A 14,571-nucleotide genomic window follows, 5' to 3' on the forward strand; every position below is an offset into this window, starting at 1 on the left:
GTTGCTAGGGTCGGAACATGGTTTGTCATGCGCAACAATCGATACGGAGGACCCGATGAACGAGGATGCATTGACACGCATTGCCGAGGCTTTGGAGCGGATGTCGCCCGCACCGCTGGCGGCCCCTGATTTCGATGCGGCTCCGGCCTTTGTCTGGCACGTGGCCCCGGACCGTCTGGCGCCGGTCGAAACGGTAAACCGCGTCGATCTGGATCTTCTGGTGGGGATCAACCGTTCGCGCGATACGCTGCTGGAAAACACCCGCCGCTTCGCACAAGGTTCCGCCGCCAACAACGCCCTGTTGTGGGGCGCGCGGGGTATGGGAAAATCAAGCCTTGTCAAAGCGATACATGGCAGCCTTGTCGCGGAGCACCCGGATCTGAAACTGGTGGAATTGCAGCGCGAGGATCTGCCTTCAGTGGCGCGGCTGTTGAACCATCTGCGCGGCTCCTCGAAACGTTTTGTGCTGTTCTGCGATGATCTGTCGTTCAGTCATGATGATCAGCACTACAAAAGCCTGAAGGCTGTGCTGGATGGAGGTATCGAAGGGCGCCCGGATAATGTGGTGTTCTACGCGACATCGAACCGGCGTCACCTGATGCCGCGCGACATGATCGAAAACGAACGCTCCAGCGCCATCAACCCCTCCGAAGCGGTGGAGGAAAAGGTCTCGCTCAGCGATCGGTTCGGACTGTGGCTGGGCTTCCACCCGTGTGATCAGGATGAATACCTGGAGATGATCGAAGGCTATTGCACCGCCTATGGGGTTTCCGCCGATCCTGAGGTGATCCGCGCTGAGGCCATCGAATGGCAGGCGACGCGCGGGGCGCGCTCGGGGCGGGTGGCCTGGCAGTATTTCACCGATCTGGCCGGGCGCCATGGCGTCACGCTGAGCTGAGCCATGGCCGGGGCGCAGGCAGAGTTTTCCGCCGGGTGCCTGTGCGGCGCGGTGCGTATCACCGCGCGGGGCAGGCCGCGCCGGGTGGGGATCTGCCATTGCCTTGATTGCCGCAAACACCACGGCGCGCTGTTCTATGCAGCCGCCGTATTTCCTGAAGAAGCGGTGTCTGTCACCGGTGAGACGCACGCCTATGAGGGGCGCCATTTCTGCCCCCGCTGCGGCTCATCCGTCTTTGCCCGCACGGATGATGAGATTGAGCTGCATCTCGGCGCGCTGGACGCGCCAGACCAACTGGTGCCGGAGTATGAGCTCTGGACCCGGCGCCGGGAAAGCTGGCTGCCCGAATTTCCGCGGATGCAGCACTTCGCGGGTAACCGGGAGGGCGGTCAGTCCGATGAAGACTGACCGCGCAGGCCCGACGCCGCGGGACAGGAGTCAGTTCAGATAGGGCAGCGGATCCAGGCTTTCATAGCCATTGCGGACCTCGAAATGCAGGAAGGCATCGTCGCCATCGCGCAGTTTGGCGATGGGCTGGCCACGGGTGACCTTGTCGCCCTTTTTGACCGAGATATCCGTGACATTCACATAGAGCGTCAGCAGCTTGTTGGAGTGACGCACCACGATGATCGGGATGTTCTTTGAATCCTTGGTGATCGCGGCGACGGTACCGGCATCTGCAGCCATGACCGCAGCGCCCGGCGCCCCGGCGATATCGATGCCTTCGTTGCGCCCCTTGGAGTAGGTCGAGATGATCTTGCCCTGCAGGGGATAGGCCATGGCGGCGTCATTCTTGCGCGTCGGCTCCGGCACCTCGACCTTGGGCAGCGGGGCGACCTCTTCCGCAGCCGGGGCGATATCCTCATCCGGTAGCGGTTTGGTGGCGCTCGGCGGTGTTGGCGTGGCGCTGCCTGCGCCGGGCAGGGTGGTGTCTGCGGCAGGCTGTGCCGGGGCGCTCTGATCCTTCAGCGGGATCAGCAGATACTGGCCTTCGCGGATGGAGAAATCACTGCCCAGACCGTTCCATTCGGCCAGCGCCTTGACCGGCACCTGATAGAGGCGTGAGATCGTATAGGCGGTTTCACCGCGCACTACCTTGTGACGCACCGGCTCGGGGCCGTCCTGCACCTCGGTCGGGGCCGGGCGGGGCGTCGGTTTCAGCTCGGTCGTGGTGACCGATCCGGGGTTGGGCGATGTTTCGGGGGCCTGGTCGATGGCCTGTCCAGCCAGCGAGGCGATGTCGACGCCGCCGGGCTGGGCGGTTCCTGCCGTTACCGGCGCATCGGGCGCGCGGCGCGGCAAGGCCAGAACCTCGCCCTTGCGCAGGGTATCGCCGGGCTGCATGCCGTTGAAGCGTGCCACTTCACCGCTGGGCAGGCCGATCCGGGTTGCCACATCAGCCACCGTATCGCCGCGCTGGGCAACGGCCACTTGATAGGAGGGATAGGTGATCAACCCGCGCGCATCCGGAGCCGGGCGGTCGCTGGTGGCGCTTTTGGCTGCTGAAGTGGTGTTGAAGGCGCCGATCTGCCCCCTCAGGTCATAATCCAGCGGCCCGTCACAGGCGGCAAGTAGGGCAGCGACTGGCAATATCGCCAAGGTCTTTGCCACGCGTCGGGACAGGATGGGGGCGTTCTGTGTCATCTCGCTCTCCTCGGAACACGTCATTTGGAGCTGGCGCCCGTGCCGGTTCGGATCAGGAAGCTCCGGGCAGGGCCGCAACGTCGGCGTCTTTTGTTGTTCACTGCGACAGAGCAGGATCCGGGAAAGGAGGCATTGCCCTGATGCGGTGGCTTTTCCCCTATCTACGTGTCTTTTCCCAGGCCCTCAAGAAGGGGCACGAAGCGAACCGGGCGCAATTCGTCATATTCAAGGCCGGTTTCGGACTTGCGCACCCGGATCAGCGTTTGCACCGTGTCCGACTGGCCCACCGGAACGATCATGATGCCACCGGGTTTCAGCTGCGCCAGCAGCGGGCCGGGCGGATCCTCGGCGGCGGCGGTGACGATGATGCGGTCAAACGGCGCCTGATCCGGCAGACCGTGGCTGCCGTCGCCCACCAGCGAGGTGATATTGGGCAGGTGCAGCGCATCAAACAGGGCCCGGGCCTCACGCACCAGCCGGGCGTGGCGGTCGATGGTATAGACCCGGCGCGCCAGTTTCGACAGGATTGCCGCCTGATAACCAGAGCCGGTGCCGACCTCCAAAACCGTGTCGCGCGGCGAAATCTGCGCCGCCTGCGTCATCAGTCCAACAACCGACGGCTGCGAAATCGTCTGGCCGCAGGCGATCGGCAGCGGCATGTCCTCATAGGCGCGTTCGGCAAAGATCCCGCGCACAAAAGGCCCGCGGTCGATCTGCTCCATGGCCTCAAGGACCTGACTATCGGTGACCCCGCGCGAGCGGAGCGCAAAAAGGAACTGCATCTTGGTTTCGGGATCGGGTGCGGTCATTCCAGAACCTTGAGCGCGTGGAGGGCGTCATGGGCGGTCAGGTCCGCGCGCATAGGGGTGACCGAGATATAGCCGTCCAAATTGACCGAAGCATCGGTGTCCGGCGCGGTGTGCACATGCTGATCGCCCCCCTTGATCCAGACGTAGCGCCGCCCGTTCGGCGATTGCTGCTCCTGGGCCGAGAACCGGGTGCCATGGCGCATACCCTGGGCCACGGCGCGGGCCCCCTTGACGGCGGCGGCGGGCACCGGCGGGAAGTTGATGTTGTAAAACAGCCGGTAGCCTTCGGTGGGCTCCTGCGGGCTGGCCTTCAGAATGTCGCGGATCAGCGCGGCGCCATGTTCGGCAGAGGCTTCGAAAGGGTTGTCGAGCTGCGCGTTGTGCGGCCCGAAATACTGCGACAGCGCCATCGCCGGAATGCCCTGCAAGGCTGCTTCCATCGCGCCGCCAAGGGTGCCGGAATAAAGCGCGTTCTCGGCGGAATTGTTGCCGCGGTTGATCCCCGACAGGACCAGATCCGGCATCACATCTTCCATCGCCACGTGCACGCCAGCCAGTACGCAGTCGGCGGGAGAGCCTTCGGTGGCAAAGCGGCGCTCGCCCAGCTGGCTCAGCATCGAGGGGCGGGTGTAGCTGATACAGTGACCGACGCCGGATTGCTCGAACGCGGGGGCAACGGTCCAGACCTCACCATCTGGTCCGGCAACCTCATGCGCAATGGCTTCCAGAACCGTCAGCCCCGGAGCGTTGATCCCGTCGTCGTTGGTAACCAGAATGCGCATCACGTTCCCCTGTCTTGGTTTTGATCTGAATAGGACGTGGGGAATGAGGGGGCAAGTCTTTCACGGAAGGCCTGCGCGCGAAGTGGGGAACGGGGCAAAGGCGCCACAGCTTGTTACAGGTTTGGTCAGGTTTCACCCGCACCCGGGATCGCTCCCGCCTGCTTTGGGTGCATCCTGCGAATGCCCCCGCACAGTTGGGCCGGGCAGGCTGACGCCTGCGGGGCAGGAGGAGCGGACGGGATAAGGCGCAACCGCGCCGCGGCACAGGCGCGGCGCCCGGCCCAACGCCGATCCGTATATCTGTGATATGAGAGAGCGGGGGCGGGAGCCGCAATTTGGCTGGTTCCCGCTGATGCTGTCGCTTAGTCGTCGTTCAGGATCAGGATCAGGGGCAGCAGGCGTGCGGCCTCGTCCTGTACTGGTGTCAGCGCCTCGCGATCTTCACCGGGGAAGAAACGTGCGCGCAGGGCGGTTGGCATCGGCTGCGGCTGCAAGATCTCGACCCGCGGACCAGTTTTGACGCTTTCGGCCTGCCAACTGCGTGCCAGCGCCATCTGCGCGGTCTTGGTTGCGCCATAGGCGCCAAAGAATTTCTCGCCACCGCGCGGATCGTCAAAGAATACCGCCCGCCCGGTCTGGCCCAGCAGCGGCGCCACATAGGGGATCAGCACCGAGGTTGCGGTAGCGTTCACCGCAACGGATTTTTCCCAGTCCTTGGGCGCTACAAATGGCGCCGGGCTGAGCGGGGCTGCGTGGATGGCGGTATGCAGCCAAAGGTCCAGCTGGCCCCAACGGTCGTGGATGCCGCGGCAGAGGGTTGCCATGGCCTCGGGGACAGTGATGTCCATCGGCGCCAGCGTGGCGCTGCCGCCCTTGGCCTTGATCCGGTCGTCTAGCTCTTCCAGAGCGCCGGTGGTGCGGGCCACGGCAACGATGTGATGCGTCGGGGCAAGCGCCTCGGCCAGAGCGGCGCCAAGGCCGCGCGATGCGCCGGTGATAAGAGCAAGTTTCTGTGTCATGTCCGCCTTTTGGGCCTGTTGAGGCATCGGGTCAAGGGGCTGATGCGCGGCAGATTAGCTGCCGGGCATGGTCATCTGCACCGTGGTATTGCCGGAGCGGATCAGCAGGCCGCGCTTGTCGATGGCGATGATCTCGGAACGACCGAGGCGCTGCCCGGTGGTCACCTTGCGGGTGCGCCCACCGGGAAACTGCACCAGCGCCGACAGATTGTCTTCGGAGCCGAAGATGCCAAGGAGGGCGATGCGGCCCTCGGGGGCCTCTACGTGCTGCGTTGCGGTTGCGGCCACCTGGGCCGGTGTCGATGTACGTGTCTTTGTCATTCGGAGTGTTTGCTTTGCAAGCTTGGTGGAAGTCGTCCGCCCGGATGGCCCGGGCAGCGGGCCAGTCACGGCGGATGGTCGCGTCGTGGTGTCGGGCCGCCCCACGGGGCGGTATCAGGGATCAGGAGTCATAGACGAGAGAGGGCAGGTCGTGGCCATAGGCGTAGAGTAGCTCCAACAGTTCTTCGAGCTGCACGCCAGTCTGCTGCAGCCGGGCCAGAGCATTGTTGGACTCCGAGACTTGTAGTTCGGGGTATTCGCCTTCGGGGCGCATATGCAGCATGCAGGCCACCGGGGCGCCGCTTTCGGGCGGGATGGCATTGGCCAGCCAGGCCGGGCGGCTGCCCATGCTTTCGGTTTCGCGCATGTCGAACAGGTCGAGATAGGCGTCAAAGTCATCCTCGTTGAGGCTGGCCCAGGTGCCCAGCAGGAACTCGGCGCCGCGGCTGTCGGCCAGCGGCAGGGCGAGCACCGCGCGCACAAAGCGCAGTTTGCCATAGCGGCAGAAATCCTCGGTCAGCACATCGCCGCGTTCCTCCAGCACTGCGGAGTTGTCCTGCACCACCAGATCGTCGGAGCACACGTCAGGCCGGTCGCAACTGAGGCTCAGCAATTGCGCAAAGGTGGCACCGCAACAACGGCACTGGCGCGCAGAGGTCAGCATTCGGGCAAGATGGGCGTCCAAGGAATGGCCTTTCGTGGTCTTCGGGTCGTGGTCTTCGGGTCGTGGTATTCGGCTTGTGCCGTCCGGACGGCTGTCCGGGACCATAGGAAAGGGCGCCGATCACACGGATCAGCGCCCTCCCTATATCTGTTCGCGGCTCTCTTACTCTGCTGCGGGCTTCATTTCAAACCCCCGGTCGATCATATCCGACGGGGTGACCGGGTATTCACCCGAGAAGCAGGCGTCGCAGTATTGCGGGCAGGCTTTGTCGCGGCCCTGGAACTGACCGACGGCGCGGTACAGACCATCCAGCGAAATGAACTTGAGACTGTCCACCGCCAGATGTTCTGCCATCTGTTCCTCGCTCATCGAGGCAGCGAGCAGCTTGTCCCGGTCCGGGGTGTCGACACCGTAGAAACAGGGCCATGCGGTGGGCGGGGAGGCGATGCGGAAATGCACCTCCTTGGCGCCGGCATCCAGGATCATCTCCTTGATCTTACGCGATGTTGTGCCGCGCACCACGGAATCGTCCACCAGGATGACCCGCTTGCCTTCGATCAGGGCGCGATTGACGTTCAGCTTCAGACGCACGCCCATATTGCGGATCTGTTCGGTCGGCTCGATGAAGGTCCGGCCCATGTACTGGTTGCGGATGATCCCCATCGCATAAGGGATTCCCGATTCCAGCGAATAGCCGATTGCCGCCGGTGTGCCGCTGTCAGGCACCGGGCAGACGAGGTCGGCGTCAACCGGATTTTCCTTGGCAAGTTCCCGCCCAATCGCCTCGCGGGTTTCATAGACCGAGCGGCCACCGAGAATCGAATCGGGGCGCGAGAAGTAGACATGTTCGAAGATGCAGAACTTCGACGGCTGGGGACGGAAGGGGAAGTGGCTTTGCACACCCTCGTCGTTGATCACCACCATTTCACCCGGCTTGATCTCGCGGATGAACTCGGCACCGATGATATCCAGCGCGCAGGTTTCCGAGCTGAGCGCGTAGCCATCACCAATCTTGCCGAGGACCAGCGGGCGCACGCCCAGCGGGTCACGGACACCGATCAGCTTGGTACGGGTCATGGCGACGACGGAAAAGGCGCCTTCGACCTTGCGCAGGGCTTCTTCCATGCGGTCGGGGATCGACCGCCCCATGGAGCGCGCCATCAGATGGATGATGCATTCGCTGTCGGATGAGCTCTGGAAGATCGAGCCACGCTCGATCAACTCGCGGCGCAGGGCGTTGGCATTGGTGATATTGCCGTTATGGGCAATGGCGGCGCCGCCCATGGCGAATTCGCCAAAGAAGGGCTGCACGTCGCGGATCGCGGTCTGGCCTTTCGACCCGGCGGTGGAGTAGCGCACGTGGCCGATGGCCAGCGGGCCGGGCACCGTGGCCATCACATCCTGCGAGGTGAAGTTGTCGCGCACATAGCCAAAGCGGCGCACGCTGTTAAAGCCCTCGGCAGGATCATGGGAGACGATCCCGCCTGCCTCCTGGCCGCGGTGCTGCAGGGCGTGCAGGCCGAGGGCGACAAAATTGGCGGCGTCCTGAACGCCTACGACGCCAAACACACCGCATTCTTCGCGGAGTTTGTCGTCATCAAAGGGGTGTGCGGGTGGCATCTGCGGCATCGGCAAGGCGTGTGGCTCCGAATCCGGGATTGAGTGATGGCCCTCACATAGTGCCTTAGGCAGCGGATGTCATCAAAGGATCACAATTGAATTCGGCAAAGCTTTATTTGTCGCGCCCGGTTACTGCCCGGATAAAAGGCGAAGTCTGGGGCGACATCCTTGGCAAACCGCAGCATCCTGTGGTCGTAAGCCGGGGTAACACTGGCGGTTCACGCCGCCAGAGCTGGGGAAAAAATATCGTCGAAGGGCGCGGGAAAGCGTGCGTCTTCGCTGCCCATGCCGGTCAGGGCCAGGGCGCGGCCGTCTTCGCTGGCCAGAACCTGACGCACTTCGCTGAGCGACAGCTCGCAGAAGGCGCCGTCAAGGCCACCGTCACCAGCCAGAACCAGCATGCCGCTTTCGGCCCAGAGCAGTTCTTCTTCGTCGCAGGTGATGTGAATGCGGCCGATGCTTTCCGGCGCTGCGGCCTTGATGCCTTTGTGACCCGACAGGGAGATCAGCTTGGCCGTGATGAGCGGCACACCGAACAGGCGCTCAGCCGCGTCCAGTTCCAGTGCAACGGTCAGATCGGCGGGCAGAAGAAGGTCGGTGTCATTGCCAAGGGCGCCAGCGGGCACATGCATCAGGGTGGTGAGGCGCGGCACCGCGTGGCTCACGTCTTTCACTTCCTGCGCGCCGCCATCATAGGTGTAGATCATGTCGCCGGGCTTAACGTCGCGGGCCTGTACAAAGCCACGGTCGGTTTCAACCAGTGTCGAGGGCAGGAAACCGCCGCTGCGGCTCTGCGCCGGGGTGTACTGCAGGGGCGCGCTCTGGAACATCGGAAAATCCAACAGCATGTCCACCGGCTGGTAGTCAGCGAAAGAGTTGAAATGATCCAGAAACATGTCGTGTCCCTTCTGAGTGATAGTGGCTTTCTGCCTGTCGTTGATCCTATGTGGCCCCCGAATTGGGCCGAAAATGGGGCAAGGGTGCGGCCAATTTAGAATTTGAACGATTTTCTGGGGACAAAACGGCGATTTTGGCTGGGATTGTTAACGATTTACCCGTGTAGAGACAGGTTTTGTTAACTTTTAACCCTTGTCAGCGGGTAAAATTTAAAAACGTGACTGGGGCGTGATTCCAGGCGCCCTGTTCAGACGCGAATCGACGCGCAAACCGTGTAACGGCGCGGAGTAAGGGCAAAATTTGCGCGGGGTTGGGGGGGTATGATTTTGATATGAAAGCAAAAAGGACGCCCATAGGGCGCCCTTTCGAAACTGTTCACAGTGCTGCGATGGCCGCGTGTCAGCCTTCGCAAGCGCCGATCAGGGCCTCATACTGCTGAGTGACCCAGCCAAGCGCCTGCTCGGGATTGCGCGCTTCGATCTTTCCGATCATGCGTTCGAACACGACAGCAGAACGGCTTTCGTCAACAATGGTAAAGCTTTGACCGGTCATCACCACATTGTAGAGGAAGAAGGCGATGGCCACTAAAAGGATGCCGCGCAGCACCCCGAAGAAGAAGCCAGCACCCTGATCCAGCCCGCCAAGCGCCGAGCGTTGTACCAGCGAGGCAAAGAGCGGAGTAAAGAAGGCGGCGACAATCAGCGCCAGGGCAAAGACCGCGGCAAAGGCTGCGATGATCGAGAGTTCGCAACTGTCGGCGATGAATTCACCCAGCACCGGGATTTCCGCCATCAGGGGTTCGACCTGCGGCGCAAACATGAAGGCCAGCACGCCTGCGGCAACCCAGCCGGCGATTGCCATCGCTTCGCGTACCAAGCCGCGTGAGTAGGCAAGCAATGCCGATACAATGATGACCAGGGCCACGACCCCGTCGATAATGGTGAAACCTTCCATGTCCCTCGCCCGTTAGCCCGCAGTAAAATTCTTTCGGCGACTTTAGCCGGCCCCGAAGAATTCGCCAACAAAACCGGTTAGATCACTGACCTTGCGCTGGGAAAGGCCTTTCACGGATACGGATTTGCCGCCGCCGGGGGCAATGGCTGAGGTGAAACCAAGTTTTTGCGCCTCTTTCAACCGGTTTTCGGTCTGAGGCGCCGGTCTGAGGGCACCAGATAGTGAGATTTCTCCGAATATTGCGGTATCGGCGGGAAGTGGCGTATCCTCGCGGGCGCTTAGCAATGCTGCTGCCACCGCCAGATCGGCAGCAGGCTCTGAGATTTTCATGCCGCCCGCGACGTTCAGATAGACATCAAGCCCGGCAAAGGGAATGCCGCAGCGCGCCTCCAGCACGGCAAGGATCATGGCAAGTCGCGATGAGTCCCAGCCCACCACGGCGCGGCGCGGCTGTGAATGCGGCGAGGGGGCAACAAGCGCTTGAAGCTCGACCAGCACGGGGCGGGTGCCTTCGATGCCGGCAAAGACGACTGAGCCGGGCGAGGGTTGGCCCCGTTCGGAAAGGAACAGTGCCGAGGGGTTGATCACCTCCGAAAGACCCGCGCCGGTCATCTCAAAGACGCCGATCTCATCCGCGGGGCCAAAGCGGTTCTTCACCGCGCGCAGGATGCGGAACTGATGACCACGCTCGCCTTCGAAATAAAGCACGGTATCGACCATATGTTCGACCACGCGGGGACCGGCGATTTGGCCTTCCTTGGTGACGTGGCCGACCATGATGATCGAGATGCCGTTGGATTTGGCAAAGGTCGTCAGCTCATGCGCGGCGGCGCGGACCTGGCTGACCGATCCCGGCGCGCTGTCGACGTGGTCGGCCCACATTGTCTGAATGGAATCGATGATGGCGAGCTGCGGACGTTCAGCTTCCAGCGTGGTCAGGATGTCGCGCAGGTTGGTTTCGGCGGCGAGCTTTACCGGCGCCTGCGCCAGACCAAGGCGCTGCGCGCGCATGCGCACCTGGGCGCTGGCTTCCTCGCCGCTGACATAGACGGTTTTGACGCCTGCCTCGGCAAAGCGCGCGGCGGCCTGAAGGAGCAGGGTCGACTTGCCGATGCCGGGGTCGCCGCCGACCAGAATGGCAGAGGCCGCGACCAGCCCGCCGCCCAGCACCCGGTCGAGTTCGCCAACGCCGGAATGGCTGCGTGGTGGCGGGGTTTCCTCGGTCGCGAGATCGGTGAGCGGGATGGTCCTGCCGCGCCGCATGCCGAGGGATTTCTTGGCCGGGCCGCCGGAAGAGAGGCCCTTGTCCTCGGTGATGGTGTTCCATTCGCCGCATCCTTCGCAGCGGCCGGACCATTTGGAGAAGCTGGCGCCACAGGCCGAGCAGGAGAAGGAAGATGATTTTGCCATGCGGCTGTTCTGCCTCATGTTCAGGGTTTGTTCAAGCCTGGAAGGCGGTGCTCCCGCCCGTCGCGCGATCCCCTTTGGCGATCCGCTCCGGTTGGGCCCGGCACCGCTGCCGCGGTGCCATTTGTTAAGGGGGCGCCGCTGGCGCGGCGCGCAAGATTTGCTGGGGAAGCGCTTCAGGGGCAGGTCTGCCCTGAAGGCGCGATTTCGAGTGTGTGAGTGATCAGATCCGCGTCAATGATCTGCGACCTTGCTGCGCAAGGCGGCGCGGGGCGCCGTCATTGACCCGGATCTGATCGGAGGTGGCGTTCGGTGAGGAGGCCGAGGGCGATGGAGGCGAGGATGCAGGCGGAGAACATGTAGAGGCCCCAGCCGGTCTCTATCGTGACATAGCCGATGCCTTTGGCAATGGTGATATAGAGCGCGATGAGGAAAATATCGGCCATCGCGAGCTTCCCCAGGACATGCAGCACCGGCTGGGCGCGGGGATCGAGCAGGTCCCATTGCACCAGCGCAAGGCCGATGGTCTTGAGATAGGGCGCGAAGATGGCAAAGAAGGTGACCAGCAGCGCCAGTATCACGTCGCTGCCCCAGAGGGATTGCAGGCCGGTGATGACGCTGATCTCACTGAGGCCGAACAGCGGCAGTAGCCCCGCGCGCATCAGCGGCGCGAACCAGGCGATGGGGTAGAGGATCAAGAGCGAGAGGGTGGTAAGGCGCAGGATCATGTGGGTCCGGTTCGGTGACTTTGCCTAGATGTGTGCCCTTTGCCGCCGATTTGGAAGGGGGAAAGGTGTTGAGCGTTCCCCGGCCGGGGCACCTGTGGCCCGGCCAGCGCCCGACCCTCCCCACGGGAGGGCGCTTATTGCGCCCACCCAGGGTCAGGCGCTGGCCTTGAGTGGAGAGAATACCTTTCGGCGGGGATGTTCAGCGCACGGCCTCGATCGGACCCTCCGCGCGGCCGTGGATGAACTGGTCGAGGTAGGGATCGCCACTGTCATCCATCTGGCCAACGGGGCCGGTCCACTTGATCACCCCGTCGTGCAGCATCGCGATATTGTCGGCAATCGCACGCACCGAGGTCATGTCGTGGGTGATGGTCATGGCGGTGGCGCCCATTTCGACCACGATTTCGCGGATCAGATCGTTGATAACGCCTGCCATGATCGGATCAAGGCCGGTAGTCGGCTCGTCAAAGAAGATGATTTCCGGCTCGGCGGCGATGGCGCGGGCGAGGCCGACGCGTTTTTGCATGCCGCCCGAGAGTTCGGCCGGCAGGCGGTCGGCGACATCGGGTTTGAGGCCGACGCGGCGCAGTTTCTCGACGGCGATCTCGCGGGCTTCCTCTGCGGGGCGTTTCAGCGCGCCGCGCATCAGGCGGAAGGCGACGTTCTGCCAGACGGGCAGGGAGTCAAACAGCGCACCACCCTGAAACAGCATGCCAAAGCGGGCGAGGAAGGCATCGCGGTCGCCTGCATCCGCCGGTTTTCCATCGACCAGGATGCTGCCGCTGTCGGGTTTGATAAGGCCGAGAACGCATTTCAGCGCCACCGATTTGCCGGTGCCGGAGCCGCCGATGATCACCATTGAGGTGCCTTTGGGAACCTCCAGCGTCATACCGCGCAGAACCTGGTTGGAGCCGAAGGCCTTGTGGACGTTGTCGAGCTTGATCATACCGAGAAGAAGACCCCCGTCAGCAGGAAGTTGGCGGCGAGGATCAGGATGGCAGCAGCCTCGACCGATCCTTTGGTGGCGCTGCCGACGCCCTGGGCGCCGCGGCCCGATTGCATGCCGTAGTAACAGCCCATCAGCGCTGCGATGGTGCCGAAGGCCGCGCCTTTGACCAGCGAGGAGACGATGTCGAGCGTTTCAAGGAAATCCACGGTGTTCTTGAGGTAAGCCGCCGCGTTAAAATCGAGATTGTGTACCGCCACCGCGTAACCACCAGCGATACCGATGATGTCGCCGATACCCACCAGCAATGGCACGGTCAGGAAGGCCGCCAGCACGCGGGGGGCAACGAGGTATTGCATCGGATTGGTTGAGAGCGTCACCAGTGCGTCGATCTGCTCGGTCACCTTCATGGTGGCGATCTCCGCCGCGATGGAGGAGGTGACGCGGGCAGCGATCATCAGGCCGACCAACACCGGGCCAAGTTCGCGTACCATGCCGATGGCGACGATCTGGGGCACCACGGCCTCGGCATTGAAGCGCGCGCCACCTGCGTAGATCTGCAGCGCTAGCGCGCCGCCGGTAAAGATCGCGGTGAGCCCCACCACCGGCAGCGACAGCCAGCCGATGTGCAGAAGCGCCTGCAGCGTTTCCTTGCCGTAGAACGGCGGGCGGATCATGTGGCTGAGCGTCGAGAGCCCAAAAAGCGCGACCCGGCCGACAACTGCAAGCATGTGCAGAACCAGCCGACCGATACGGGCAAGAAGGGCGAGCGGGCTCATCCTTGGTAGGTCCTTGCGTAGCGCGCGCCAAGAGACGTCAGGATCTCATACCCGATGGTACCTGCTGCATCGGCCAGCGTGTCGACGGTCTGCTGCTCGTTCAGAAGGGTCAGAACGGCAGGATCCTCGGACAGATCGGTGACGTCGATGGTGATCAGATCCATGGAAATGCGGCCCACAACGGGGCAGGGCGTGGCTCCGGCATAGGCCTTGATGTCGCCATCGGTCATCCGGCGCAGCAGTCCATCTGCATAGCCCGCCGCGACGGTTGCGATGCGGCATTGGCGCGGCGCGGTCCAGGTGTTGCCATAGCCGACGGTCTCACCGGGCATCAGGTCGCGGATCTGGATGACCGGCAGGTCCAGTTGTACCACGGGCAGGGCATCGCCAAATGGGCGGCCACCGTAAAGACCGATACCGGGGCGGCAGAGATCGAAATGGTAATCACGGCCCAGCAGCATGCCGCCGGTGGCCGAGAGGGACCGGGGCACTTCGATACCGTCGGTCATCTCCTGGAAGGCTTTCAATTGCTGCGGGTTCATCGGGTGGTCCGGCTCATCCGCGCAGGCAAGGTGCGACATCAGCAGCACCGGGTTCTGGCCCAGTGCGATATCGCGCACGGCGGCCCATTCGCCAGGCTCCATGCCCAGCCGGTTCATGCCGCTGTCCAGCTGCACACCAAAGGGGTGGCCGGGCAGCGCCTCGAAATGGCGCAGCATCTGATCGAGCGAATTCAGCATCGGCGTCAGCTGGAAGTCGCGCAGGAGTTTTGCATCGCCCTCCATATGACCGGAAAAGACCGAGATCCCCGGACCGGGGCCCAGGGCGCGGCGCAGGGCGACGCCTTCCTCGGCGATGGCCACAAAGAAATTGCGCGCTCCGGCCTTGGCCAGAGCGGTGGCGACGCGGCCTGAATCGAGGCCGTATCCATTTGCCTTGACCACTGCGGCGGTCTCGCAGTTAGTCTTGGTGTTCAGGTTCCGCCAGTTTGTCACCAGCGCATCCAGATTGATTGTCAGTCTTGCCGTGCTCATGCCCCGTTCATGACATGCGCGCCGCAGGGGTCAAGTGGAATTCGCCCTGCTTTGGCCTGGGCATGGCCT

At 63.2% G+C, this 14,571-nt stretch carries 16 protein-coding genes; 2 read left to right on the top strand and 14 right to left on the bottom strand.

Annotation, left to right across the window (positions count from 1 at the left end):
* Positions 1–55 precede the first annotated feature (55 nt).
* Together JL2886_RS17435 and JL2886_RS17440 are read left to right on the top strand one after the other, a co-directional pair.
* Positions 56–898, top strand: a complete 843-nt coding sequence (locus JL2886_RS17435) for an ATP-binding protein (RefSeq protein ID WP_065273160.1) — start codon at positions 56–58, stop codon at positions 896–898.
* Between the two features lie 3 nt (positions 899–901).
* Positions 902–1,306 carry a GFA family protein gene (locus tag JL2886_RS17440; RefSeq protein ID WP_065273161.1) on the top strand — a complete coding sequence of 135 codons (405 nt, stop codon included), beginning with the start codon at positions 902–904 and terminating at the stop codon, positions 1,304–1,306.
* 30 nt (positions 1,307–1,336) lie between these two features.
* Here the strand turns inward: JL2886_RS17440 and JL2886_RS17445 are convergent, their stop codons facing one another.
* The 14 genes from JL2886_RS17445 to alr form a co-directional block, all read right to left on the bottom strand.
* Positions 1,337–2,542 carry a peptidoglycan DD-metalloendopeptidase family protein gene (locus tag JL2886_RS17445; protein ID WP_065273162.1) on the bottom strand — a complete coding sequence of 402 codons (1,206 nt, stop codon included), beginning with the start codon at positions 2,540–2,542 and terminating at the stop codon, positions 1,337–1,339.
* A 161-nt stretch (positions 2,543–2,703) separates the two neighbouring features.
* Complete coding sequence (locus tag JL2886_RS17450; protein WP_065273163.1) at positions 2,704–3,351, bottom strand: protein-L-isoaspartate(D-aspartate) O-methyltransferase; 648 nt, start codon at positions 3,349–3,351, stop codon at positions 2,704–2,706.
* On the bottom strand, positions 3,348–4,133 hold the full coding sequence (gene surE, locus JL2886_RS17455; RefSeq protein WP_065273164.1) for a 5'/3'-nucleotidase SurE: 786 nt from the start codon (positions 4,131–4,133) through the stop codon (positions 3,348–3,350). Before surE ends, JL2886_RS17450 begins: the two co-directional genes overlap by 4 nt.
* 362 nt (positions 4,134–4,495) lie before the next feature.
* A complete protein-coding gene (locus JL2886_RS17460; RefSeq protein ID WP_065273795.1) occupies positions 4,496–5,152 on the bottom strand; it encodes an SDR family NAD(P)-dependent oxidoreductase in 657 nt (218 codons plus the stop codon).
* A 54-nt stretch (positions 5,153–5,206) separates the two neighbouring features.
* A complete protein-coding gene (locus JL2886_RS17465; RefSeq protein ID WP_065273165.1) occupies positions 5,207–5,473 on the bottom strand; it encodes a hypothetical protein in 267 nt (88 codons plus the stop codon).
* Between the two features lie 121 nt (positions 5,474–5,594).
* On the bottom strand, positions 5,595–6,137 hold the full coding sequence (locus JL2886_RS17470; RefSeq protein WP_065273166.1) for a DUF2199 domain-containing protein: 543 nt from the start codon (positions 6,135–6,137) through the stop codon (positions 5,595–5,597).
* Between the two features lie 162 nt (positions 6,138–6,299).
* Positions 6,300–7,757: an amidophosphoribosyltransferase gene (gene purF / locus JL2886_RS17475; RefSeq protein WP_065273796.1), complete on the bottom strand. Its 1,458-nt coding sequence runs from the start codon at positions 7,755–7,757 to the stop codon at positions 6,300–6,302.
* A gap of 218 nt (positions 7,758–7,975) precedes the next feature.
* Entirely contained in the window at positions 7,976–8,653 is a 678-nt protein-coding gene (locus tag JL2886_RS17480) for a Hint domain-containing protein (RefSeq protein WP_065273167.1), read from the bottom strand.
* A gap of 400 nt (positions 8,654–9,053) precedes the next feature.
* Positions 9,054–9,608: a CvpA family protein gene (locus JL2886_RS17485; protein ID WP_065273168.1), complete on the bottom strand. Its 555-nt coding sequence runs from the start codon at positions 9,606–9,608 to the stop codon at positions 9,054–9,056.
* 42 nt (positions 9,609–9,650) lie between these two features.
* Positions 9,651–11,018: a DNA repair protein RadA gene (gene radA, locus JL2886_RS17490; protein WP_065273169.1), complete on the bottom strand. Its 1,368-nt coding sequence runs from the start codon at positions 11,016–11,018 to the stop codon at positions 9,651–9,653.
* Between the two features lie 275 nt (positions 11,019–11,293).
* Positions 11,294–11,743, bottom strand: a complete 450-nt coding sequence (locus JL2886_RS17495; RefSeq protein WP_065273170.1) for a paraquat-inducible protein A — start codon at positions 11,741–11,743, stop codon at positions 11,294–11,296.
* Between the two features lie 199 nt (positions 11,744–11,942).
* Positions 11,943–12,689: an ABC transporter ATP-binding protein gene (locus JL2886_RS17500; protein WP_065273171.1), complete on the bottom strand. Its 747-nt coding sequence runs from the start codon at positions 12,687–12,689 to the stop codon at positions 11,943–11,945.
* Positions 12,686–13,468, bottom strand: coding sequence for an MlaE family ABC transporter permease (locus tag JL2886_RS17505; RefSeq protein WP_065273172.1), 783 nt, complete (start codon positions 13,466–13,468; stop codon positions 12,686–12,688). The genes JL2886_RS17500 and JL2886_RS17505 overlap by 4 nt, the downstream gene beginning before the upstream one ends.
* A complete protein-coding gene (gene alr, locus JL2886_RS17510) occupies positions 13,465–14,502 on the bottom strand; it encodes an alanine racemase (protein WP_065273173.1) in 1,038 nt (345 codons plus the stop codon). Before alr ends, JL2886_RS17505 begins: the two co-directional genes overlap by 4 nt.
* Positions 14,503–14,571: the final 69 nt, after the last annotated feature.

This window comes from Phaeobacter gallaeciensis (assembly GCF_001678945.1).
Classification (GTDB): domain Bacteria; phylum Pseudomonadota; class Alphaproteobacteria; order Rhodobacterales; family Rhodobacteraceae; genus Phycobacter; species Phycobacter gallaeciensis_A.

Coding starts and splice junctions, on each gene's coding strand:
- JL2886_RS17435 (WP_065273160.1), top strand. CDS start 56: ATGAACGAGGATGCATTGACACGCATTGCCGAGGCTTTGGAGCGGATG.
- JL2886_RS17440 (WP_065273161.1), top strand. CDS start 902: ATGGCCGGGGCGCAGGCAGAGTTTTCCGCCGGGTGCCTGTGCGGCGCG.
- JL2886_RS17445 (WP_065273162.1), bottom strand. CDS start 2,542: ATGACACAGAACGCCCCCATCCTGTCCCGACGCGTGGCAAAGACCTTG.
- JL2886_RS17450 (WP_065273163.1), bottom strand. CDS start 3,351: ATGACCGCACCCGATCCCGAAACCAAGATGCAGTTCCTTTTTGCGCTC.
- surE (WP_065273164.1), bottom strand. CDS start 4,133: ATGCGCATTCTGGTTACCAACGACGACGGGATCAACGCTCCGGGGCTG.
- JL2886_RS17460 (WP_065273795.1), bottom strand. CDS start 5,152: ATGACACAGAAACTTGCTCTTATCACCGGCGCATCGCGCGGCCTTGGC.
- JL2886_RS17465 (WP_065273165.1), bottom strand. CDS start 5,473: ATGACAAAGACACGTACATCGACACCGGCCCAGGTGGCCGCAACCGCA.
- JL2886_RS17470 (WP_065273166.1), bottom strand. CDS start 6,137: ATGCTGACCTCTGCGCGCCAGTGCCGTTGTTGCGGTGCCACCTTTGCG.
- purF (WP_065273796.1), bottom strand. CDS start 7,757: ATGCCACCCGCACACCCCTTTGATGACGACAAACTCCGCGAAGAATGC.
- JL2886_RS17480 (WP_065273167.1), bottom strand. CDS start 8,653: ATGTTTCTGGATCATTTCAACTCTTTCGCTGACTACCAGCCGGTGGAC.
- JL2886_RS17485 (WP_065273168.1), bottom strand. CDS start 9,608: ATGGAAGGTTTCACCATTATCGACGGGGTCGTGGCCCTGGTCATCATT.
- radA (WP_065273169.1), bottom strand. CDS start 11,018: ATGGCAAAATCATCTTCCTTCTCCTGCTCGGCCTGTGGCGCCAGCTTC.
- JL2886_RS17495 (WP_065273170.1), bottom strand. CDS start 11,743: ATGATCCTGCGCCTTACCACCCTCTCGCTCTTGATCCTCTACCCCATC.
- JL2886_RS17500 (WP_065273171.1), bottom strand. CDS start 12,689: ATGATCAAGCTCGACAACGTCCACAAGGCCTTCGGCTCCAACCAGGTT.
- JL2886_RS17505 (WP_065273172.1), bottom strand. CDS start 13,468: ATGAGCCCGCTCGCCCTTCTTGCCCGTATCGGTCGGCTGGTTCTGCAC.
- alr (WP_065273173.1), bottom strand. CDS start 14,502: ATGAGCACGGCAAGACTGACAATCAATCTGGATGCGCTGGTGACAAAC.